22 protein-coding genes, 1 tRNA gene and 1 riboswitch are annotated in these 21,382 nt (G+C 28.4%); of the genes, 17 read left to right on the forward strand and 6 right to left on the reverse strand.

The window, feature by feature from the left end:
* Positions 1-102 precede the first annotated feature (102 nt).
* Complete coding sequence (locus L3B96_RS13075) at positions 103-1,641, forward strand: MFS transporter (RefSeq protein ID WP_238861346.1); 1,539 nt, start codon at positions 103-105, stop codon at positions 1,639-1,641.
* A 158-nt stretch (positions 1,642-1,799) separates the two neighbouring features.
* On the opposite strand, the gene rhaM is transcribed toward L3B96_RS13075, so the two are convergent.
* On the reverse strand, positions 1,800-2,114 hold the full coding sequence (rhaM, locus tag L3B96_RS13080) for an L-rhamnose mutarotase (protein WP_238861348.1): 315 nt from the start codon (positions 2,112-2,114) through the stop codon (positions 1,800-1,802).
* A 235-nt stretch (positions 2,115-2,349) separates the two neighbouring features.
* Between rhaM and L3B96_RS13085 the strand changes: the two genes are divergently transcribed.
* The 6 genes from L3B96_RS13085 (at position 2,350) to L3B96_RS13110 (ending at position 8,577) form a co-directional block, all read left to right on the forward strand.
* Complete coding sequence (locus tag L3B96_RS13085) at positions 2,350-3,108, forward strand: DeoR/GlpR family DNA-binding transcription regulator (RefSeq protein ID WP_011967802.1); 759 nt, start codon at positions 2,350-2,352, stop codon at positions 3,106-3,108.
* Positions 3,109-3,479: 371 nt separating this feature from the next.
* Positions 3,480-4,298 carry a rhamnulose-1-phosphate aldolase gene (gene rhaD / locus L3B96_RS13090; protein ID WP_238861435.1) on the forward strand — a complete coding sequence of 273 codons (819 nt, stop codon included), beginning with the start codon at positions 3,480-3,482 and terminating at the stop codon, positions 4,296-4,298.
* A gap of 339 nt (positions 4,299-4,637) precedes the next feature.
* On the forward strand, positions 4,638-5,792 hold the full coding sequence (gene fucO, locus L3B96_RS13095; RefSeq protein WP_238861350.1) for a lactaldehyde reductase: 1,155 nt from the start codon (positions 4,638-4,640) through the stop codon (positions 5,790-5,792).
* Positions 5,793-6,241: 449 nt separating this feature from the next.
* A complete protein-coding gene (locus tag L3B96_RS13100; protein WP_238861352.1) occupies positions 6,242-6,709 on the forward strand; it encodes a methylated-DNA--[protein]-cysteine S-methyltransferase in 468 nt (155 codons plus the stop codon).
* A 306-nt stretch (positions 6,710-7,015) separates the two neighbouring features.
* Positions 7,016-7,633, forward strand: coding sequence for a DeoR/GlpR family DNA-binding transcription regulator (locus L3B96_RS13105; protein WP_238861353.1), 618 nt, complete (start codon positions 7,016-7,018; stop codon positions 7,631-7,633).
* A 131-nt stretch (positions 7,634-7,764) separates the two neighbouring features.
* Positions 7,765-8,577, forward strand: coding sequence for a Cof-type HAD-IIB family hydrolase (locus tag L3B96_RS13110; RefSeq protein ID WP_238861354.1), 813 nt, complete (start codon positions 7,765-7,767; stop codon positions 8,575-8,577).
* 242 nt (positions 8,578-8,819) lie between these two features.
* Here L3B96_RS13110 and L3B96_RS13115 read toward each other — a convergent pair whose 3' ends face one another.
* A complete protein-coding gene (locus tag L3B96_RS13115) occupies positions 8,820-9,629 on the reverse strand; it encodes an IclR family transcriptional regulator (RefSeq protein ID WP_238861355.1) in 810 nt (269 codons plus the stop codon).
* Between the two features lie 243 nt (positions 9,630-9,872).
* Here L3B96_RS13115 and kduD point away from each other — a divergent pair, with 243 nt between their 5' ends.
* The 7 genes from kduD (at position 9,873) to L3B96_RS13150 (ending at position 16,118) form a co-directional block, all read left to right on the forward strand.
* Entirely contained in the window at positions 9,873-10,655 is a 783-nt protein-coding gene (kduD, locus tag L3B96_RS13120; protein WP_077304101.1) for a 2-dehydro-3-deoxy-D-gluconate 5-dehydrogenase KduD, read from the forward strand.
* A gap of 136 nt (positions 10,656-10,791) precedes the next feature.
* Positions 10,792-11,739, forward strand: coding sequence for a sugar kinase (locus L3B96_RS13125; protein ID WP_238861356.1), 948 nt, complete (start codon positions 10,792-10,794; stop codon positions 11,737-11,739).
* An 89-nt stretch (positions 11,740-11,828) separates the two neighbouring features.
* Complete coding sequence (locus L3B96_RS13130) at positions 11,829-12,455, forward strand: bifunctional 4-hydroxy-2-oxoglutarate aldolase/2-dehydro-3-deoxy-phosphogluconate aldolase (protein WP_238861357.1); 627 nt, start codon at positions 11,829-11,831, stop codon at positions 12,453-12,455.
* A gap of 316 nt (positions 12,456-12,771) precedes the next feature.
* Positions 12,772-13,161 (forward strand): hemerythrin family protein, encoded by a 390-nt coding sequence (locus L3B96_RS13135; protein WP_011967812.1) that lies wholly within the window; start codon positions 12,772-12,774, stop codon positions 13,159-13,161.
* 164 nt (positions 13,162-13,325) lie between these two features.
* A riboswitch (FMN riboswitch) is annotated at positions 13,326-13,443 on the forward strand.
* A gap of 191 nt (positions 13,444-13,634) precedes the next feature.
* Complete coding sequence (locus tag L3B96_RS13140) at positions 13,635-14,216, forward strand: ECF transporter S component (RefSeq protein WP_011967813.1); 582 nt, start codon at positions 13,635-13,637, stop codon at positions 14,214-14,216.
* Between the two features lie 779 nt (positions 14,217-14,995).
* Entirely contained in the window at positions 14,996-15,157 is a 162-nt protein-coding gene (rd, locus tag L3B96_RS13145; RefSeq protein ID WP_023974876.1) for a rubredoxin, read from the forward strand.
* A gap of 196 nt (positions 15,158-15,353) precedes the next feature.
* A complete protein-coding gene (locus L3B96_RS13150; protein WP_023974877.1) occupies positions 15,354-16,118 on the forward strand; it encodes a DeoR/GlpR family DNA-binding transcription regulator in 765 nt (254 codons plus the stop codon).
* Between the two features lie 152 nt (positions 16,119-16,270).
* On the opposite strand, the gene rimI is transcribed toward L3B96_RS13150, so the two are convergent.
* From rimI to tsaE, 3 genes are read right to left on the reverse strand one after another with little or no spacing between them, the layout of a single operon-like run.
* Entirely contained in the window at positions 16,271-16,711 is a 441-nt protein-coding gene (gene rimI, locus L3B96_RS13155; RefSeq protein WP_011967816.1) for a ribosomal protein S18-alanine N-acetyltransferase, read from the reverse strand.
* Positions 16,711-17,445 carry a tRNA (adenosine(37)-N6)-threonylcarbamoyltransferase complex dimerization subunit type 1 TsaB gene (tsaB, locus tag L3B96_RS13160; protein ID WP_041893893.1) on the reverse strand — a complete coding sequence of 245 codons (735 nt, stop codon included), beginning with the start codon at positions 17,443-17,445 and terminating at the stop codon, positions 16,711-16,713. Before tsaB ends, rimI begins: the two co-directional genes overlap by 1 nt.
* A complete protein-coding gene (tsaE, locus tag L3B96_RS13165; protein ID WP_011967818.1) occupies positions 17,442-17,903 on the reverse strand; it encodes a tRNA (adenosine(37)-N6)-threonylcarbamoyltransferase complex ATPase subunit type 1 TsaE in 462 nt (153 codons plus the stop codon). Before tsaE ends, tsaB begins: the two co-directional genes overlap by 4 nt.
* Before the next feature lie 447 nt (positions 17,904-18,350).
* Here tsaE and L3B96_RS13170 point away from each other — a divergent pair, with 447 nt between their 5' ends.
* The 3 genes from L3B96_RS13170 (at position 18,351) to L3B96_RS13180 (ending at position 20,104) form a co-directional block, all read left to right on the forward strand.
* Complete coding sequence (locus L3B96_RS13170) at positions 18,351-19,253, forward strand: zinc ABC transporter substrate-binding protein (protein ID WP_238861358.1); 903 nt, start codon at positions 18,351-18,353, stop codon at positions 19,251-19,253.
* A 187-nt stretch (positions 19,254-19,440) separates the two neighbouring features.
* A tRNA-Trp gene (locus L3B96_RS13175) sits at positions 19,441-19,515 on the forward strand.
* A 208-nt stretch (positions 19,516-19,723) separates the two neighbouring features.
* Entirely contained in the window at positions 19,724-20,104 is a 381-nt protein-coding gene (locus L3B96_RS13180; protein WP_011967820.1) for a RidA family protein, read from the forward strand.
* A gap of 97 nt (positions 20,105-20,201) precedes the next feature.
* On the opposite strand, the gene L3B96_RS13185 is transcribed toward L3B96_RS13180, so the two are convergent.
* The gene (locus L3B96_RS13185) at positions 20,202-21,269 is read right to left on the reverse strand and encodes a nitronate monooxygenase (RefSeq protein ID WP_238861359.1); all 1,068 of its coding nucleotides are present in this window, start codon (positions 21,267-21,269) and stop codon (positions 20,202-20,204) included.
* Between the last annotated feature and the right edge of the window lie 113 nt (positions 21,270-21,382).

Below are 21,382 nucleotides of genomic sequence, written 5' to 3' on the forward strand. Positions count from 1 at the left end.
GTATTTTATTTGTAGTTCTTTAGGGTTTATATTAAAGCTATAAAACGTTAATACTTAAATACTATGTAAAAAATAAAATTTATAATATATGTAGGAGGAAATATGAGTAAGAAAGATGGGAAAATAAGATTTATAAATTATTTTTCTTATGGGATGAATGATTTTATAGGAGCAGGAGCATTTGCCTTAACAAGTGCATGGTTATTATACTTTTATACAACTTTTTGCGGATTAACACCAATTGAAGCGAGTTCAATATTTGCATTAGCTCGTATAGTTGATGCAGTAGCAAGTCCGACAATGGGATTCATAACAGATAATTTTCACAAAACTGCGCTTGGAAGAAGATTTGGAAGAAGAAAATTCTTTTTATTAGCAGCAATACCTTTAATTATTGTATATTCAGCTATTTGGGTCAGTGGTTTCTCTTATTTATATTACGTTGGGACTTATATAGCGTTTGAAATCGTGTATACAATGGTACTTATACCTTATGATACCTTAGCGGCAGAAATGACATCTGATTTTAAAATTCGTGCTAAGCTTACTAGTGCAAGAATGTATATTGCCCAATTTTCAGCATTTTTAGCTGCATTTATACCTGGAAGACTTATAAATACATTAGGGAAAGAGTCTCCACAATCATTTTTGATTGCTGGTGGAATCTTTACTGTAATATTTATAATTGTTTTAATTCTTGTGTATACATTTACTTGGGAAAGATCTTTAGAGGAAATAGAGATATTAGAAGGCAGACACTCAAAGGAAAAGTTATCATTTGGACAAAATGTAATGAAAATTTACATAGATTTGGTTACAACTCTTAAAATTAGAACGTTTAGAGCACATTTAGGAATGTATATCGGAGGATATTTAGCACAAGATACATTTAATGCAGTATTTACTTATTTCATAGTGTTTGCATTATTTAAAGGTGCAGTTGTAGCATCAAACTTGTTGGCATTAATGTATATATTCCAAATTGCAGGAGTTGGTATAGCAACTTATTGCACATTAAAATTAAGTCCTGGTGGAGCATTTAGAGTTGTATCATTAATATTCCTTGCAAGTATTGCAGGATATTTAATAGTATATGGAACAATTCCTGATAGCCTTGTTGCACTATATGTTGTATCGGCATTAGCAGGACTCGGACGAGGTGGAATAAACTTTGTTCCTTGGAATAACTATACTTTTGTTCCAGATGTAGATGAAATAGTATCTGCTGATAGAAGAGAAGGTGTTTTCGCAGGATTTATGAGTTTGTTGCGTAAAGCTTCACAGGCACTTGCTGTTTTCCTAGTTGGAGTTGTATTACAAGAATTTAACTTTAAATCTGGATCAACATCACAACCTCCAGAAGCATTAACAGCTATGGCAGTTATATTAATAGTGGCGCCAGCAATACTGCTTGTTTATGGTATAATATCATCATATAAGTTCAAAGTATCTCATGAATCGCATGAAGTGCTTAAGAAAGAAATTGCAAGATTAAAAGATGGTGGATTAAAAGAAGATGTAGATGCTGAAACTCGTACAACAGTTGAAGAATTAACAGGATTAAATTACGAGAATGTATGGGGGAATAACAAAGTAGGATATAGAAACTGGAGAAGATACAAAGAAAATCAAAAAGCTTAGAAAAAATATAATATAAAAATAATCTGCATTGGTTCTAAAATCTATTTAAGTGAATAGTGAAATCAATGCAGATTATATTTTTATGCAGGTGAAAACTTATTAGTGCACTGCTTATAATTGCACTAATAAGTTTTTCTCTATTTGTTTAATTCAAATAATTATTTTAAGTTGAATACATTAGATAATTCCAAAGATATTGGACTATTATCTGGATTTGTTTCCATAATATCTTTCATAAATGCCCACCACTTTTTACAGGCATCTGTTTCGGCAATTTCATCCCATAATTCTTCGTTCTCCATTTCTATATAAGAAAACAATAGATTGGTGTCTTTATCATAAAATATTAAATATTTTGATGCTCCGTGAGATTTTAATTCTTTTACAAGATCTGGCCAAATTTCGTTATGCCTTTTTTTATATTCTTCTTCTTTACCTTCAAATAATTTCATTTTAAATGCTTTTTGTATCATAAGTACCTCCTTAAAAAGTATAAGTTACTTATATTATATAGTTATTCGGAAAAAACAGTCAAGAATTAACTTTGATTTATATTGTGTTGTCTGTGTTAATTTGGTATATTAAAGTTGAATTGATTAAATACAAAAAAATATACACTATATTTGAATTGCCTTACATATGATTTAAAATATAATTATATAATAGCGGTGAATAAATAGAAACTTATTCATATAAGGAGGAAAAGTAATGTTACCTAGAGAAAGACTAGAAATAATAAAGGAAATAGCAATAAAGGAAAAGAAAGTTTATGTATCTAAGCTGAGCAAAGAGTTTGAAGTTACAGAAGAGACCATAAGGAGAGATTTGGAAAAACTAGAGTTACAAGGAGTAGTTACTAGGAGTTATGGTGGCGCAATATTAAATGTTGATAAAACTAACGAGGATGTGCCTTTTTATAAAAGATCTAGGACAAATATAGAAAGTAAACAATATATAGCATTGAAGGCTATAGAGTTTGTTAAGGGAAGTAGTACGATTGTTGCTGATTGTAGTTCAACAGTATTTGAAGCATTGAAATTAATTAGAAATAGAAATGATGTAACTGTAATAACAAATTCAGTGGAAGTATTACAAGAATTAAACCAATCGGAGTTGAATATTATATCAACTGGTGGTGGCTTGGATCAAAGAACTTTGTCGTTACAAGGACCAATAACGCAAAATGCTATTAAAAATTATAATGTGGACATAGCATTTGTAAGCTGTAAAGGAATGGACATAAATAAAGGAATATTAGACTCGAATGAGACAGAGGCAGAAATTAAAAGATCTATGATCAAACAATCTAATAAAGTCATTTTGTTAGTGGATCATAGTAAATATGATAAAACATCATTTGTAAAGCTTTTTGATTATGAAGACATAGACTATTTGATAACAGATATTGAACCAAATGAAGAATGGATTAATTTACTGCATGCTAATAATGTTGAGGTTATATATTGATGTACATATAGAAAAGGTTGTAGAATCACTTAAAAATAAATAGGTGATTCTTTATTTTTTGATAAAAATGCTAATAAATTCGTTATAAATGCTAGTTTTAGCAGATCTTAATATACTTTAATAAAGCTCTATAATGATATGTTGTTTTTAAAATATTAATACAAATAAAAACAAACAAAAACAACAAAAAGCAATTGAAATTAACAAAAGAATGAAGTATAATTTATTTATAAGATAAAATTAATCTGGAATTAAAATGATTAGTTTGTATCTTTAATCGGTAAATAAAGTTACATACATTTACAAATAGAATTATTTAAAATGGACCAAATATTAAAATACATAATAAATATATGAAAGCAGGAGAAAGTATGACAATAGAAGATATGAAGTTTATACAAAATTTTAAGAGGATGACAAATGATGCGTGGCTTAAAGGATGGCATGAAAGAAATGGTGGAAATATAACTTATAGATTAACAAAAGAAGAAGTTTCTGCAATTAAAGAATTTATCAACGAAGTTTCGGAATATAATTCAATTGGTGTAACTGTAAAAAATTTAGCCAATGAATATTTCTTAGTAACCGGAAGTGGAAAGTTTATAAGAAATATGACAGTTTGTTTAGGAGAAAATGCAGGAATAATCAAAATAGATGAAAAGGGAGAAAACTATAAGGTAGTTTGGGGATTGTCAAATAATGCAAGACCAACAAGCGAACTTCCTTCACATTTAATGAGTCACTCAATAAAAGTAGAAAAAACAAATGGATGTCATAGAGTTATAATGCATTCTCATACTACAAATGTAATTGCATTAACGTTTGTATTGCCATTAGAAGGAAAAGTATTTACAAGAGAATTATGGGAAATGGCAACAGAATGCCCTGTAGTATTTCCAAGTGGGATTGGGGTAGTTCCTTGGATGGTTCCAGGTGGAGCTGCAATTGCAGAAGCTACTGGTGAACTAATGAAGGATCATGATGTTGTAATTTGGGCGCATCATGGAATGTTTTGTTCAGGTGAAACATTAGATCTAACTTTTGGATTGATGGATACAGTAGAGAAATCAGCTGAGATTTTAGTTAAAGTTCTATCAATGGGTGGAAAGAAACAAACAATTGTTTCTGAAAATTTTAGAGATTTAGCAAAAGACTTTAATGTTAGTATTTCTGAAGATTACTTAGTTTAATAAAGTTATTTTGAGACTAGAGTGAAAATTAGCTTAAGTATAACCCTATCTCCGTATAAGATTAGTCTCAGACAACTTATTATATATATCATAATATGGAAACAATCTAGTTGTTATATTATGTATAGTAACTAGATTGTTTAATAATGATAGATATAGATATGATTTTTATATGTATATAAACAGTTAGTATTATAAAAATACCTAACTAGAATATAATTTGAAAACTATTTATAAATTATAAATATGAGATTGCACTTTGCTGATAAATTATTATTATATAAAATTCAGTGGATACATTATACATTTATCAAAATTATTAAAGGAGAATTGATATTTATGACAAATAGAATAATATTAAATGATACAAGCTATATAGGAGGAGGAGCAATTGAAAATATTGTTACCGAAGCTAAAATAAGAGGCTATAAGAAAGCACTAGTTGTAACAGATAAGGACTTAATAAAATTTAATGTAGCATCTAAAGTTACAAATTTATTAGATAAAAATGATTTGATTTTTGAAATTTTTGATGAAGTGAAAGCGAATCCAACTATAAATGTAGTTTTAGCTGGTATAGAAAGATTCAAAGCATCTGGAGCAGATTATTTGATTGCAATAGGCGGAGGATCATCAATTGATACTGCAAAAGCTATTGGAATTATTGTTAATAATCCAGAATTTTCAGATGTAAGAAGTTTAGAGGGAGCAGTAGAAACTAAAAATAAATGTGTTGATATAATAGCAGTTCCAACTACAGCGGGAACTGCAGCAGAGGTAACAATTAACTATGTAATTACTGATGAGGAAAGGAAACGTAAATTTGTTTGTGTTGATCCTCATGATATTCCAGTAATAGCAGTTGTTGATTCAGAAATGATGTCGTCAATGCCAAAGGGATTAACAGCAGCTACAGGCATGGATGCTTTAACTCATGCTATTGAAGGATACATTACAAAAGGAGCCTGGGAATTAACTGATACATTACATTTGAAAGCTATTGAGATAATTGGACGTTCTCTTAGAAGTGCAGTAAATAATGAGCCGAAGGGAAGAGAAGACATGGCCCTTGGACAATATATTGCAGGTATGGGGTTCAGTAATGTTGGACTTGGAATTGTCCACTCGATGGCACATCCGCTTGGAGCGTTCTATGATACACCACATGGAATTGCTAATGCAGTATTATTGCCATATGTTATGGAGTACAACGCAGAGGCTACAGATAAAAAATATAGAGAAATAGCAAGGGTAATGGGTGTTGAAGGTGTAGACAATATGTCTCAAAAAGAATATAGAAAGGCAGCTATTGACGCAGTTAAAAAGCTTTCAGAAGATGTAGGAATTCCTAAAGTGTTAAATGAAATTGGTGTAAAAGAAGAAGATTTACAATCACTTGCAGAATCAGCATTTGTTGATGCTTGTACTCCAGGTAATCCAAGAGATACAAGTGTGGTAGAAATTTTAGAAATTTATAAGAAAGCTTTTAAATAGAAAAATAGTTTTAGGATGGGTATATAATTATATTCATCCTTTTTTATATGTATAGAATAAAATATATGATTCTATCATAGTTTTTGAGATTATGAAAATTTTAGATATAGATAAGTTAGGAGAATTGTATTAGATACTATAAAATAGAGTTTTATGTTAAGATATTAAGTAACAAAGTTTCTAGTCTAATTAAAGACATTAGTTTTTATATGGATATAATAAAAAGTATGTTCAGGTATGTTAGCGACATAAGCATGATTTCCCACTATATAATTAAAGAATTTTAAAGAATAGGAGTGTAGCAATAGATGCGACATTGGGGTTATGATACTGATTTTTTAGCGAAAGTTTTTAAAAATGTATGCTTTTGAAGCGCAAAAGCATGCATGTGAAGAATCGCCTATTCTAATTGTAATAGAAAAAATAATATTGAGAAAAGGAAGAGGATTATGGAAAATGTATATTACTATAACACTAAAATTGGTAAAATCAGTATAGTGGAAAATGGGGCAGCAATTACAAAAATTTGTTTCATAAACAAAGATGAATTTAATGTTGAAGGAAATGAAACCGAGTTATTACGGAAAGCTATAAAACAATTGGAAGAGTTTTTTGAAGGAGAGCGGAATTGTTTTGATTTACCATTAGAGCCTAAGGGGACGGAGTTCCAAAGAAAAGTATGGAGTGCTCTACAAGAGATTCCTTTTGGAGAAACAAGGAGTTATGGTGAAATTGCCCAAATAGTTGGTAATGAGAAAGCGGCGAGAGCTGTTGGTATGGCTAATAATAAAAATCCAATTCCAATTGTAATACCTTGTCATAGAGTAATTGGCGCTAATGGTAAATTGGTCGGATATGCTGGTGGTCTTAATATAAAGGAAAAGCTTCTTAAAATTGAGAAGGATTATAAAAGATGACTTAAAAAATAATATGATTTAATAATATAGGTGGCGAGTCTTTATAAATAGTAAACTATTTGTAGAGATTTGCTTTTTTTACTTACGACAAATAAATAACATTGTTTCAAGTAAAGTTGCAGTTCTTTAAATAATTAGTATATAAATGAATTTTTAGGGGGGGCTTAAAAGCAAAGCATATAATAATTCTTTTTAAGATAAAAATAATTATTATATAAAGTATTTTAGGTGAATGATGATTAAAGTGCTTATAAGTATTGAAAAAATAATTAAATATACTTATAATTACTTATAAGGGGTGATTTTATGATTGGGAAAGAAGGGTATGAAAATTTTAATAAAGACAATATATTTTCATATAAGGAGAGGTTGAAATTAAATGTTAATGAAAAAACTAAGATTGTTGAAAAGGCAATGAAATTTATTCATAACAATAAAACATATTTTTTTGATGTTTCTACTAGTATTGAATTTCTTTCAAGATCTTTAGATAAAAAAGTAACCATATTTACTCATTCCATAGATAATTTTAATATACTTTCGGAAAAGAATGGTTTGGTAGTAAATTTGATTGATGGAAAATTTAATAAGAAAAATCGCTTCTTCTATAGAAGGAATTATGATGAGTATTTGAGCAAAATTGAGTTTGAGGCAGCATTTATAGGGGCTGGAGCTATAAATGGTGATGGTATTTATTATGAAAATGAAGAAGATGCTTATATTAAAGGGGAGATTGTTAAAAGAGCTAAGAAGGTTATTTTACTTGCCGAACATCAAAAGTATGAAAAAGATGCCTTTTATAAAGGGCTAAACCTAGATCAGGTAGATATTATTATTGTTGATCCAATATCGGTTTCTTCTTTTAGTAATATTATGGAATTGTATAATATTAAAATTAATCCTAAAAGTCTAGTGATTATATAAAGAAAACATATTAATTTAAGTAGCGTTATTTAGGAGAATAAAATTGAGTTTTATTTGCTTATAAATATTGGATTCAATAAGCAATTATAAGTAATTTGACGTTTTATTATAAATAGTTAGGGGATGAGTCCATGGATAAATTTGGAATGATATGTTTAGATATTGATGGAACCTTGTTAAATTCAAATCATGAAGTAACTGAAAAGGTAAAAAGTACTATAAATAAAGTTGCAAATAATAAGAAAATACCTGTAATTTTAGTTTCAGCTAGAATGCCAAAAGGAATAAGGTTTCTTCAAGAAGAACTTGGAATAGAGGAACCAATTATATGCTATAGCGGTGCTTTAATCTTAGATAAGGATAATAGTGTATTGGCTAGTGAGGCAATTGATATTTCTAATTTTGAGAAAATATATAAGTTAACAAGTGAAAATAACATTCATATGAGTTTATATAAGGATGATGAATGGTATATAGAAAAATTAGATTATTGGGCTAAACAAGAAAGTGAAATAACTAACATCATTCCTAATATTATTGATTTTAATAAATTAATAGAACAATGGAAAAGAGAAGGAGTAGGACCAAGTAAGATTTTATGTATGTCTAATCCAAAAGAAATAAACTTCTTAAAAGAAAATATTTATGATAATGATTTAAATATATATCCTTCAAAGCCAACATACTTAGAAATTATGCCTATAAAGGCATCAAAAACATCTGCAATTACCTGTTTACAAAAGAAATTCAGTATAGATAAATCAGAAATAATAGCAATGGGAGACAATTATAACGATATTGATATGTTAGAGTATGCAGGAGTTGGAGTAGCGATGGGAAATGCTCCAGAAGATGTGAAGAAACATGCTGATGATGTAACCTTAACTAATGATGAAGATGGGGTAGCAGAAGCACTGATAAAATATGTTATCAACAAGAAATAAAGAAAATGTTTTACAGCCGTTTTATTTAGAACTTTCATAAAATTCTTTTTTTAGAGATGAATAAGCATAGATAATAAGTATAAAAAAATTTAAGTTTAACTCATGTTATTTAATTTATGTGAAATAGAAATGAATTACATATATTTGTGTAATGTTTATTTGTAAACTTAAGCAAATGTATGTAATTTATTTCAATTCCAGTCTTTTTATATTTGAAATTTATAAATTTTTTATTTAAAAATTTATTTTATATCTGTATAATATGCATATCCCATAAGTCTACTAATATTTTTAGCGACATTCATAAATTCCTCTTTGTATTTTAGTAAATCATCCATAGTATTAAAGAGTGTTACGGATGAGAGACTGGTTGCAGCAATAATTTTATTGGTTCTATCAAAAATAGGAACAGCTATGCATATAACACCCGTATCGTATTCAATATTGTCTAATGCATATAGGTTCTTTCTTATAACATGAATTTCTTCTATAAGAACATTTATATCAGTTATTGTGTTCTCTGCATATTTTATGAATTCTGTATCTTTTAATAATTCTCTTATTTTATCATCAGAATATTGAGATAATATCAATTTACCAGAAGCAGTACAATAAATAGGCGCTTTTTTTCCTATACTAGAAGACATTATTATATTTCTACTAGTATTTTCGGAAGATACTTTATCTACATAAATTATGTTAGTAAATGACTCGTCAGGAATACAAAGATGTATGACTTCATCAAACTTATTAGCAAAGTCATATATATGAGGTCTGGCGACATTTATTAAATCCATACTATTTGTTATAGAAGAAGATAAGTTAAGAAGCTTAATTCCTAATTGATATTTATCGTTTTCTGCATTTTGCGTAACATATTCTTTATATTTTAAAGTTGTAATTATTCTATGTATGGTACTCTTGCTTAAACCTAAAATTTTTGACAATTCAGCAATTCCACATCCTTTTGGATATTCGGCTAAGCAATCAAGTATATCAAGAGCACGTTCCACCGATTGAACTAAGTTTGGATTGCTTAAATCCTCTGACATATAAAATCCTCCTAAATAGTTTTATCTTTATACTACATTGTAATGTTTAATTTTAATTTTAACAAATAAAAAGTTAAAAATTTTATTTTTATACCAGTATCATTGACAATTGTAAGTGATGATATTAGAATTAAGATAATAAATGAAACGGTGTTCCACAATACGGAACGATGGCGTGCGTTGAAAAAATTTAATAATACATGTAAGGATGGAAATATTTATATGGAAAGGGGAGAATAGATAATGGAAAACATTTTGAATCAGTTTTCAATGGACTTTTTTAGATTAGATGGAAAAGTGGCAATAGTTACTGGAGGAAATACAGGTCTTGGACAAGGATATGCAGTTGCATTAGCTAAAGCAGGAGCAGATTTAGTTATTTCTACCCACGGTGATAATTGGGATGATACACGAGAATTGATAGAAAAAGAAGGTAGAAAAGCAGTATTCGTGAAAGCAGATTTAACACAAAAAGAAGGAAGGCAAGATGTGATTGATTCTGCGATGAAATCTTATGGGAAAGTAGATATATTAGTAAATAACGCTGGAACTATAAGAAGAACACCTCTTCTTGATTATAAAGAAGAGGACTGGAACGCAGTTATGGATATTAATTTAAATGCTGTATATTTCTTAAGCCAAGAAGTTGCTAAAATAATGGTTAAACAAGGCTCTGGTAAAATAATAAATATAGCGTCTATGTTATCATTTCAGGGTGGAAAGTTCGTTCCTCCATATACAGCAAGTAAACATGGAGTTGCAGGTATAACAAAGGCATTTGCTAATGAATTAGCGAGTAAAAATATTCAAATAAATGCGATAGCACCTGGATACATAAAGACAGCAAATACTGAACCAATAAGGGCAGATAAAGAAAGAAATGCAGAAATACAGGGAAGAATACCAGCAGATAGATGGGCAGAACCATCTGACTTAATGGGAGCGGTAGTGTTTTTAGCAAGCAGAGCATCTGATTATGTTAATGGTCATATTCTAGCAGTTGATGGAGGATGGTTAGTAAGATAATCAGTATTCAAAATTATATATAAATATTGACTAAAATTTAAAAATGGCCTTATCAAAAGTATGAATATAGAAATCTATCTCTAACTTATTTGGTAAGGTTAAAAACAAATATATAGTGAAAGTGGTGTATTTATTTATGGACGTAATTACTATAGGAGATGCAATGATTGCAATGTGCCCTCAAGAAAAGGGACCAATAATATTTTGTGACACATTCAAAAGAAAAGTAGGTGGAGCAGAATTAAATGTTGCAATGGGATGTGCAAGATTAGGGTTAGAATCTGGATGGATAAGTAGATTGGGAAATGATGATTTCGGAAAATATATACTAAAGATTGTAAGAGGTGAGGGGATAGATACATCAGAAGTACAACTTGTTGATGGATATCCAACTTCAGTATATTTTAGAGAAGTTTTATCTGATGGATCAAGTAGATCATTTTATTATAGAGAAAAATCTCCAACTAGTACAATGGATGCAAAGAAATTGAATGAAGAATATATAAAAAATGCAAAAGTTCTTCATATTACAGGAGTTTTTCCTTCAATAACTGAAAATAATAGAGAAGTTATATTAGAAGCAGTAAAATTAGCTAAAAAGAATAATCTTATAATATCATTTGACCCAAATATTAGATTAAAGATGTGGACTAAGGAAGAAGCAAAAAACTATATAGAAAAACTTTTACCTTATGTTGATATTCTTTTAATAGGTGATGAAGAAATAGAGATATTATTGGGAGATACAAATATAGAAGAGGCAATAAAAGTTTTCCATAACAAAGGAATAGAAAAAGTGATAGTTAAAAAAGGAGCCAAGGGAGCTATAGGGTCAGATGGTAAAAATATTTATGATATTGAAGCTATTAAGCCAAAAGCTTTAGTTGATACAGTAGGTGCAGGTGATGGATTTGCAGCAGGATTTTTAACGGCCTTATTAAAAGGTAAGTCACTAGAAGATTGTGTTAGATTTGCAAATGCAGTTGGATCATTAGTTGTAGGTGTCGAAGGCGATAATGAGGGACTACCTTACTATGATGATGTTTTAGTACATTTAGGACAAGCAAAGAAAATAGAACGTTAAGAAATATATATTTGTATTTAATAAAGTATTTTATGAATGATGTAGATTAATTTTAAATAAAATAAATTAAAGATGAGGTGTAATAAATAATGTTTGAAAAAATTTATAATACATTAAAAGAAGAAAAGGCAGTAGCTGTTATTAGAACTAAGACATATGAAGAAGCAAAAGAAATAAGTATAGCAGCAATTGAAGGTGGAATGAAAATTATAGAGGTAACTATGAGCGTGCCAAATGCGCCAAAGTTAATAAAAGAATTGAAAGAAGAATATAAAAATGCTTGTGTTGGTGCAGGAACTGTGTTAACAAAAGATGCTGTAGATGCATGTATCGAAAATAATTCTGATTTTATTGTTTCTCCTTGTATAGATGAAGATGTAATTGCTTATGCAAATCAAAGAAAAGCATTAATAATTCCAGGATTAATGACAATGTCAGAGTTAAATAAGGCTTACAAATTAGGTTTAAGATTTATCAAAGTATTCCCAGGTAATGTTGTTGGAAAGGCATTTATAGGGGCAGCAAAATCAATATTCCCAGACCTTAGCGTTATGCCTACTGGAGGAGTAAACAAAGATAATATAAGTGAATGGATACAAGCAGGAGCAGATTGTAGCGGTATAGGTAGTGATTTAAATAAAGTTTATAAAAGCAACGGTGCTGCAGGTGTAAAAGAATATTGCGCAGATGTTATAAGTAAAGTTAAAAATTTATAATTTTCAGTAAAGATTTAAAGCACTTAATTTTATTGATTAAGTGCTTTAAATCTTTTTTTATTAATGATTTTCTGAGCTATTTTTTTAGATATTTATAAAATAGTTATGTTAAAAGGCAGATTGTTTTAGAAAGCAACAGATACTATTAATATTATTTAAAATGTAGGGTTAAATAATATCAATTTGCAATTTATATTTAGAAATTTATCTATTGAATAGAAGACTAAGTGTAGTGACTTTATATTAAAAAAATGATATATTAATAAAAAATGAACCGAGTATGATTAAAATAATGAGTAGAAAGAAGGTATTATACATGTATGAAATGAAGGAAGAATACAAAATAGGAATTGATCAGATTGATGAGCAACACAAAAAGCTTTTTGAATTAGCAGATCAAGCTTATACGCTGTTAAAAGATGAATTTGCAATTGATAAGTATGATAAGATAATACATATTATGGACGAACTGAAGGATTATACAATTTTTCATTTTAAATCAGAAGAAGAATATATGAAAAGTATAAACTATAAAAGACTCTTTACTCAAAAGATTGAGCATGATAAATTTATTAAAAGTCTTGAAGAAATTGATTATAAAAATATTGATGAAAACCAAGATGAAAGTTTAATAAAACTTTTGAATTTTTTAAATGATTGGTTAACAGAGCATATATTAAAAACCGATAAGCTTATAGGAGAATAATATAATTATAATAAAAACGTTTTATTTTTTATTATAATTATTTTGCGGTGAGGGTGAGATATAGAAATCTTACTCTTTTTTTATTAAAAATTTAGAAATGTAAAAAGTGCTCAAATAGATGTTGCAAAGTATTGATTAAAGTTATATAATAAAGAAAATAAAATATATATCTTCAGGGCAGGGTGTAAATCCCTACCGGCGGTATAGCCCGCGAGCTTTTAAGAAAGCAGATTCGGTGTAACTCCGAGGCCGACAGTATAGTCTGGATGAAAGAAGGTAACCTATTAGGAATTGAAAGTTGATCTATTATCACTTGCTGAATGTATGCCCTGATGTATTTTACATCAGGGCTTTTTGTTTTTTTTTATTAAGTATTGCAAATAGTTCAGGAGTAACTAATGTACTAAGAATACTTTGACACTAAATTCCTAATAAGCTACACCAAGAAGATAATCTTTTGGGAGGCAAAGAATATGAATGAAAAAACAAGTAAATTAATCAAAATCTCTTTATTATCAGCAATTGCAATTATACTTATGTATTTTGATTTTCCAATAATACCTGCGTTTCCATGGCTTAAGATAGATCTAAGTGATGTACCAGCATTGTTGGGTGCTTTTGGATTTGGTCCTGTAGCAGGGGTGATAATAGAATTAATAAAAAATCTTTTGGTTCCATTAATCAGAGGAAGTCAAACAGGTTTTGTTGGAGAGACAGCAAACTTCTTGTTTGGAGCAGCATTAATTTTACCAGCATCATTTATCTACTATAGAAATAAGAATAAGAAAAATGCAATATTAGGAATGATAATAGGTGGAATTGCAATGGAGGCAATGGGAATCGTGGGTAACATATATTTATTATTGCCAGCTTATGGGATGAAGATGCCAGCGGATATGTTACAGAATTATGTTTGGGCATTACTAGCTTTCAATGGAGTAAAGGCGGTTATGGTGTCGGTATTAACATATATTCTATACAAAAAAGTATCTGTTTCAATTTTTAAGGTTGAACCAAACTTTGGCAGTCCAGAAAATAAGACAAAAATTGTATAATTTTAAAATAATATAAGCAGAAAAAGCTGTAACAAAATAATTTGAATTTTGTTACAGCTTTTTATTGTATATTGGTTGGTATATAAATTTAATGTTATATATAAACATTAATATTAAATTGATTTTTAACATGATTATTAAATAAGCTAAAGATGATTACTCATTTAATATCAGATCAAATTTTAATAGCAACTATTCACATAAAGATGAGTGCTTTCTCCTTTTAAATTTTATAATTTAGATTTAATTTGGCATAATGGTTATAATAATATATAAATAATTAACGTTAAACAGATAGATATATTATAGTTTTTATATGTATTAATATTTATTGTTCAAAAGGTTATAAAATAAATTCATATGATAGAAAATTAAAATTAATTAATAATAATTATTGATTAATAATGAATTATTTGGTATTATATATATAGAAAATATTTAAAGATTAAAGAAGATATTTAATGATCAAGTGAATATAAAAAAATGAGATTACAATAATTTATGATAGTATGTGAAATGGAACAAGATAGATGGCTAAATGTATATCATAAGGAATAACAAGTAATAATAGAGAGAGGTAGTAGTTAAATTATTAACTCTGCAAGAAGTCACAAAAATGATATAATTATAGAAGCTTTTAAACTAAAGATCGTTCTAATTAGCTCATCACAATAAATGCAGAAGCGCTTAATTGATATATATTTTACAAGATGATAAATTAACATAGTAAGATATGTATTTATTAATATTTAATTATCAAATCTAAGGGAGGTTTTTTTATGGAAAAATATATTTGTACAGTATGTGGTTATATTTATGATGAGGCAGCAGGTGATCCAGATAATGGAGTTGCACCAGGAACAAAATTTGAAGATATCCCAGACGATTGGGTTTGCCCATTATGTGGAGTTCCAAAATCAGATTTTGAAAAAGAACAATAGTAGATATTGTTTTAATTTAAATTTGACTATATAATTATTTTAGAAAATTTATAAATAAGAATAAAATATTTAAAAACAATAGATATAAGGGGCTATCAAAATAATTTTGTTATATTTTGAAAGTCCCTTATAATATATTTAGATTAATTATTTACCACAAGGTCCTAAATAATAAAAAATGGGAGAATGCATAGATATGTTTACAGAAGAGAGACTAAACGAAATATTAAATATTCTAAATACATATGGAAAAGTTAAAGTTAAGGATTTAAGCAAAAAGTTTAATGTGACAGAAGATTGTATTAGAAAAGATTTAAAACAACTGGAGCATGCAGGAAAGCTGAAAAGGACGTATGGAGGTGCGATTCAAATAAGGGAATCATCGCAGTTGTATGACATTTCAGAAAGAGAGAAGATAGATATTTCAACTAAAAGCATAATTGCTAAGAAAGCCTTAGAACTAATACAAGATAGGGAAACTATATTTTTAGATTTATCAACAATTAATATTCTTATAGCTAAATCTATTTTAACAACTCAAAAAAGAATAACCGTAGTAACCAATATGTTGGAGATAGCAAATATTTTAGCAAAGGCAGCCAATAATATTACTGTTGTAGTTGCGGCTGGGGTTTTAAATAAATCTCTTAATGGTTTTATTGGATCTTCAACTAATGATTTTATTAAAAAATATAAATTTGATAAATCTTTTATAGGAAGTTGTGGAATTGATGCCTTTGATAAAAGTATAACTACTTTTGAAATTGAGGATGGAATTACTAAGGCCACAATAATACAATCGAGTAAAAAGACATTTTTAGTTATGGAGAACAAGAAATTTTTTGTAGATGGTAATTATAAATTTGCAATGATTGATGATATAAATGCTATAATAACGGATGAAAAGCCTAATCAACCAATTATAGATGTGTTAGAAAGTAATGAAATTGAATTGATATAGAATATAAGTAAATCAATTATTAGAGGTAGTTTTTTGCTACATATAAATTGATGATAAGTGTAAAGAGACAATTTATGCAATTTGAACATAATGATTGCATGAATTGTCTCTTTGATATGTTTACCTAAGCACAGAAATTTGTAATTGAGATATTACTCCTTTAACCACATTAAAATAGCATCTTCCTTGTTATCTTCATAGTACCCTTTTCGAATTCCCTCTTGTTTAAAGTTATATTTTTCATAAAGGGCTTTGGCAGCGGCGTTACTTTTTCTAACTTCGAGAGTATATGCTACACACCCTTGAGATTTACAATAAGATAGTAATTCTTCTAGGATTTTAGAGGCTATCCCTTGTTTTCGATAGTTTGGATGTGTTGCTATGTTTGTTATATGAGCCTCATCCAATACTATCCATGTTCCAGCAAATCCTACAACTTTATTATCAACTTTAGCAACAAAATATTTAGCAACAGGATTGGTTAGTTCCTGCATATAAGAATTTTTGCTCCAGCATATAGAAAAGCTCAACGAGCTTATATCTAAAATTTCATCTATATCTTCTTCTTTCATTAAATTTATAGCTATATTCACTATAATCTCATCCTTTGCTCGTATTCTCTTTCAGCCTGAGATTTTTTGAGATAAACCGGAGCAGAATTTGGATCGTCATATTCTCCGTTCTTTAATAGTGCACTGCCTATTTCACCTAATGAAGAGGCACGAATTAAATTAAGGTGATTAGGAGGAAAATATGAATTTGGACAATTATCAATCAAATAATCTTTATATTTATCAACACCATCGCCTATAAAAATAACTTTTTCATTTTTGGATTTAATTATTTCTATAAGTTCATCAATATCCAATGCTGAATAATCTAATAGACGTTCCAATTTTATAGGTAAATTTGAAGCATTATTGTTATTGCAGCAAGTATATTCTCCTTTATATAGTGAAGTATAAACACTATTTCTTAAAGCATCCATTATAGGGCATATTATACCATCGAAATTAGATACGCTAAATGCAAGTGCATCTAAACTAGAAACACTAATGTAAGGCTTGTTACTTCCCAAGCTAAGACCTTTTATTGTTGCCATGCCTATTCTAAGTCCAGTAAATGAACCGGGACCCTTCGAAATAACATAGCCATCAATATCATCAATACTTAAGTTGTTATTGTTTAGCAACTCTTGAATTATAGACATTAGTATTATAGAGTGTTCTTTCTTATCGTTTAATGTAATTTCTCCAAGTAGTTTATCATCTTTCATCAAAGCAGCAGTTGCCACTTTAGAAGATGAATCTACGGCAAGAATAATCATATTTTCAACTCCTTTATATAATCATATCTTTTTCCATAAGCATTTAGCGTGATTTTTCTATAATCTTCGCCTTTGCTGTAATCTTTCTTTATATCTATATGAAGTAAATCATTTGGTAGAATTTCTTCTATATAATTTGCCCACTCTATTATTGATACTGCATCTGAAAATATATAATCATCAAATCCAATTGCATATATTTCATCAGGATCACTTACTCTATAAACATCGAAATGATTGAGCTTTAATCGACCGCTATCATATTCGTTCACTATAGTAAATGTTGGACTAGTAATATTATCGTTAATGCCTAATCCTTTAGCTATGCCCTTTGTAATATGAGTCTTACCTACACCTAAATCACCAGTTAAGCAGATTATATCACCGGCATTTAATAATTTGCCTAAATTTATTCCTAATTTAGCAGTATCATCTACATTATAAATTTCAAATTCCATGAAGTGCCTCCTTTAAGTGAGAATTAATTCTTATTAATTAGAATTTTATATCAATAACTTACATATAGTTATTATGTATAGAACCTAATAATTGTTAAATCTAAAAACTCTCATCTTTTTATTTTATCTCAAAATTGCATAAAAGCAAATTAATAATGTATTAACTAATTTAATTATATAAAACAGGAAATAAGCATTCAAAAAAATGTAATAAATTTGTATATATTTATTTTAAATTAGTTGGTATAATAAGAACAGGTATATGCTAAAAGTTAATTAACAGAGTAATTACTGAGGTAACATATGTAACTCAATATATATAAAGTGAATTATTTTATGTTTAACCTAATAAATGTTAATTAATAATTAACTTAAGAAATTAATTACAGTACATATTAAAAAGAAAGTTATAAATGAAGTCAGTTAAATTTTGGAGGTGACTTGTCTTTGAAGAAAATTACCTTTGCCATGGTGATAATAACCATAGCATTGTCTTTTGGTATGAGTTTTTTTTCAAATCCTTTATTAGCTAATACTGAGAATAATAGAACTGAAAGCAGAGATAAATATCTAAATATAATGACAGTTAATAAACCACAATATTATATGGTTAAAAAAATTATAAAGGAAAAGAATAATGCGGAGTATATGTTTACTAATGAGAAAGATATTAGTGAATTTAAATATAGTGAAGATGTTTTAAATAATATATCCAATATGGATTTATTTATATATTCTGGCACATCTTTTGAACCATGGAGTGATTCACTAATTAGTGAATTGAAGAAAGGAAGCCTTGGGATAATAAATTTAGCTAGAGGCATAAAATTATTAAATTATGGGCATGATAATGACACTAAAGAAAATCCTTACTATTTTGAAGGTATAGAAGAGTATAAAATAGCATTATACAATGTAAAGGCAGCTATTCAAGATAGAGACCCTCAAAATAGAGATTATTATGAGGAAAATTATAATGAAGCTATCAAAAATTTTGATACTAGCATAAAGGACTATAGTGAGAAAATAAAATCCTTAAGTGAGTATAAATTTATTACATTAAATAATGATTTTGATTACTTAACTAAGTCTTTAAATTTAAACACTATTCAGCTTGATAATCATGAGTTAAGTGAGTTCATAAAAATTAATAATTTAGATCCTAAAAAGATAATAATAATAGTTGATGGTGAAAAAGGAACGAAATTAGATTTGTCAGGTTATAATACTATAAAGTTGTGGAAATATTATGGAGATATGTCTTTTGATGATTTGATTTTATACAATATAAAAGAATTATCAAAATGGGCTAAACCAAATGAAGTCGTAAATTCTAGTAATGCAAAATAGAATTACTTATTTTGGAGTTATATATCCTTTTGTTATTAGATGTGATTATATACTGCACTAAAGAATCTGCAAATTTTGAATATAAATATAAAGTATTTTATATTTAGTGTAGTTTTATTTTCACGATAATTAATTATAAAAATATGTTGCTTTCTTTATAGATATGTTATATAATGATTATTGTCTTAGGGGTATGGCTCAACGGTAGAGTAGTGGTCTCCAAAACCATTGGTTGTGGGTTCAAATCCTACTGCCCCTGCCACAAAAATCGTAGTACATTGTACTACGATTTTTTTATATAAAAAAATTTAATTATAACAACAAAGAATTGGGATCATAAGGAAATCCTTATTTATAATACTTAATTTTCCCTATTAGAGATATGAATTTAAATCAATAGATATAAATAATGATGGTATTAATAAAAAGTAAATTAATATAACTTAATTTTGATTTGGAGGGATTATAAAATGTTAGAAGTAACAAATACAAAAAAGGCACCAGCAGCAATTGGACCATATTCTCAGGCAATAGGATTTGGAAATATATTATTTACATCAGGACAAATACCGTTGGATCCATCAACTGGTGAGGTTGTAGGAAGTAATATAAAAGAGCAGGCAACTCAAGTAATGAAAAATATATCAGCTATATTAGAAGCTAATGATATTAATTTTGAAAATGTAATTAAGACTACTTGCTTTATTGCAAATATGAGTGATTTTGCTAGCTTTAATGAAGTATATGCTAAGTATTTTGTTAGTAATCCAGCACGTTCATGCGTTGCCGTAAAGGAGCTTCCTAAAGGAGTATTATGCGAGGTTGAAGTAATAGCTTTCAAAAATGTATAGTTTATAGATGAAATGCTAAAATAATATTATTGTAAATAAAATAGACTATCTCAAAGATATCCTCGTGATAAGGAAGTTCTTTGAAATAGTCTATTTTTTAAGCTTTCTTAATTTCAGATACTAATTCATCTATAAGCTCTTTTACTGTTGTGATTTTTGTTATTCTGCTTGCATTTTCACCACAGAATATGAGACCTTCATCAAGGTTACCCTTTACTGCATTTATTAAAGCTTTGCTTATACAATAAGGTGTATTAGCAGGGTTGCAAGGTGTTAAACAATTATAACAATGAGTTATTTTCTCTCTCTCAGAGCTAGTTTTCTTTACAAATGTATTCTTCATAGCTCTACCTGGCATTCCAACGGGACTTTTTACTATTTGAATATCATCTTTGTTACAATTAACATAGGCATTTTTAAACTCATCCGAAGCATCACATTCTTCAGTTGCTACAAATCTCGTTGCCATTTGAACGCCGCTAGCACCTAATTTTAAATATTTAGCAATATCATATCCATCAAAAACACCGCCAGCAACTACTACTGGGATTTCTTTATTATACTTTTCAGCGTACTTCTTTGTTTCATTTATTATATCTACAACAGATTTATCAAAATCTAAATTTTCATCTTCTAACTCTTCAACTTTAAAGCCCAAATGACCGCCGGCTTTTGGTCCCTCAATTACAACAAGATCTGGAGCTACATTATCGTGCTTATCCCAAAGTTTCAAAATTACTTTTGCTGCTTTTAAAGAAGAAACTATTGGTGCAATCTTTACAGAGGAATTCTTTACTATTTTAGGTAACATAGTAGGAAGTCCTGCACCAGAGATTATTAAATCAACTCCAGCTTCTATTGCAGTTTTTATATGATCTTCATAATTATTAGTTGCTACCATAGCATTAATACCTATAATGCCATTTACTGCTTTAGCTTTAGCAATAGTAATATGTTTTTTTAAAGCCCTTAAATTCGCCTCTAAAGGGTTCTTTTCAAAGTCATCTTCATTATAACCAAGTTGTGCAGCAGAGATGATTCCAATTCCACCAGCATTAGCAACAGCAGCAGCTAAATTAGAAGATGAAACACCAATTCCCATACCCCCTTGAATAATAGGAATAGGAGCAACTAAATTTCCAATTTTAAGAGAATTAAAATTCATTTTACATATATCCTTTCACGAAAAATTCGACAATAAAATATTTTGACTATCAAAGTATTATATTTTATTATAAAATAATATGAGTAGTTAAACAAGAAGTATTTAAAAAAACT

Source organism: Clostridium sp. YIM B02569, assembly GCF_022320765.1.
GTDB lineage: Bacteria > Bacillota > Clostridia > Clostridiales > Clostridiaceae > Clostridium > Clostridium beijerinckii.

What these genes read in the sequence shown, in the direction of transcription:
- L3B96_RS13075 (WP_238861346.1), top strand. Translation starts at nt 103, where the DNA reads ATGAGTAAGAAAGATGGGAAAATAAGATTTATAAATTATTTTTCTTAT.
- rhaM (WP_238861348.1), bottom strand. Translation starts at nt 2,114, where the DNA reads ATGATACAAAAAGCATTTAAAATGAAATTATTTGAAGGTAAAGAAGAA.
- L3B96_RS13085 (WP_011967802.1), top strand. Translation starts at nt 2,350, where the DNA reads ATGTTACCTAGAGAAAGACTAGAAATAATAAAGGAAATAGCAATAAAG.
- rhaD (WP_238861435.1), top strand. Translation starts at nt 3,480, where the DNA reads ATGACAATAGAAGATATGAAGTTTATACAAAATTTTAAGAGGATGACA.
- fucO (WP_238861350.1), top strand. Translation starts at nt 4,638, where the DNA reads ATGACAAATAGAATAATATTAAATGATACAAGCTATATAGGAGGAGGA.
- L3B96_RS13100 (WP_238861352.1), top strand. Translation starts at nt 6,242, where the DNA reads ATGGAAAATGTATATTACTATAACACTAAAATTGGTAAAATCAGTATA.
- L3B96_RS13105 (WP_238861353.1), top strand. Translation starts at nt 7,016, where the DNA reads ATGATTGGGAAAGAAGGGTATGAAAATTTTAATAAAGACAATATATTT.
- L3B96_RS13110 (WP_238861354.1), top strand. Translation starts at nt 7,765, where the DNA reads ATGGATAAATTTGGAATGATATGTTTAGATATTGATGGAACCTTGTTA.
- L3B96_RS13115 (WP_238861355.1), bottom strand. Translation starts at nt 9,629, where the DNA reads ATGTCAGAGGATTTAAGCAATCCAAACTTAGTTCAATCGGTGGAACGT.
- kduD (WP_077304101.1), top strand. Translation starts at nt 9,873, where the DNA reads ATGGAAAACATTTTGAATCAGTTTTCAATGGACTTTTTTAGATTAGAT.
- L3B96_RS13125 (WP_238861356.1), top strand. Translation starts at nt 10,792, where the DNA reads ATGGACGTAATTACTATAGGAGATGCAATGATTGCAATGTGCCCTCAA.
- L3B96_RS13130 (WP_238861357.1), top strand. Translation starts at nt 11,829, where the DNA reads ATGTTTGAAAAAATTTATAATACATTAAAAGAAGAAAAGGCAGTAGCT.
- L3B96_RS13135 (WP_011967812.1), top strand. Translation starts at nt 12,772, where the DNA reads ATGTATGAAATGAAGGAAGAATACAAAATAGGAATTGATCAGATTGAT.
- L3B96_RS13140 (WP_011967813.1), top strand. Translation starts at nt 13,635, where the DNA reads ATGAATGAAAAAACAAGTAAATTAATCAAAATCTCTTTATTATCAGCA.
- rd (WP_023974876.1), top strand. Translation starts at nt 14,996, where the DNA reads ATGGAAAAATATATTTGTACAGTATGTGGTTATATTTATGATGAGGCA.
- L3B96_RS13150 (WP_023974877.1), top strand. Translation starts at nt 15,354, where the DNA reads ATGTTTACAGAAGAGAGACTAAACGAAATATTAAATATTCTAAATACA.
- tsaB (WP_041893893.1), bottom strand. Translation starts at nt 17,445, where the DNA reads ATGATTATTCTTGCCGTAGATTCATCTTCTAAAGTGGCAACTGCTGCT.
- tsaE (WP_011967818.1), bottom strand. Translation starts at nt 17,903, where the DNA reads ATGGAATTTGAAATTTATAATGTAGATGATACTGCTAAATTAGGAATA.
- L3B96_RS13180 (WP_011967820.1), top strand. Translation starts at nt 19,724, where the DNA reads ATGTTAGAAGTAACAAATACAAAAAAGGCACCAGCAGCAATTGGACCA.
- L3B96_RS13185 (WP_238861359.1), bottom strand. Translation starts at nt 21,269, where the DNA reads ATGAATTTTAATTCTCTTAAAATTGGAAATTTAGTTGCTCCTATTCCT.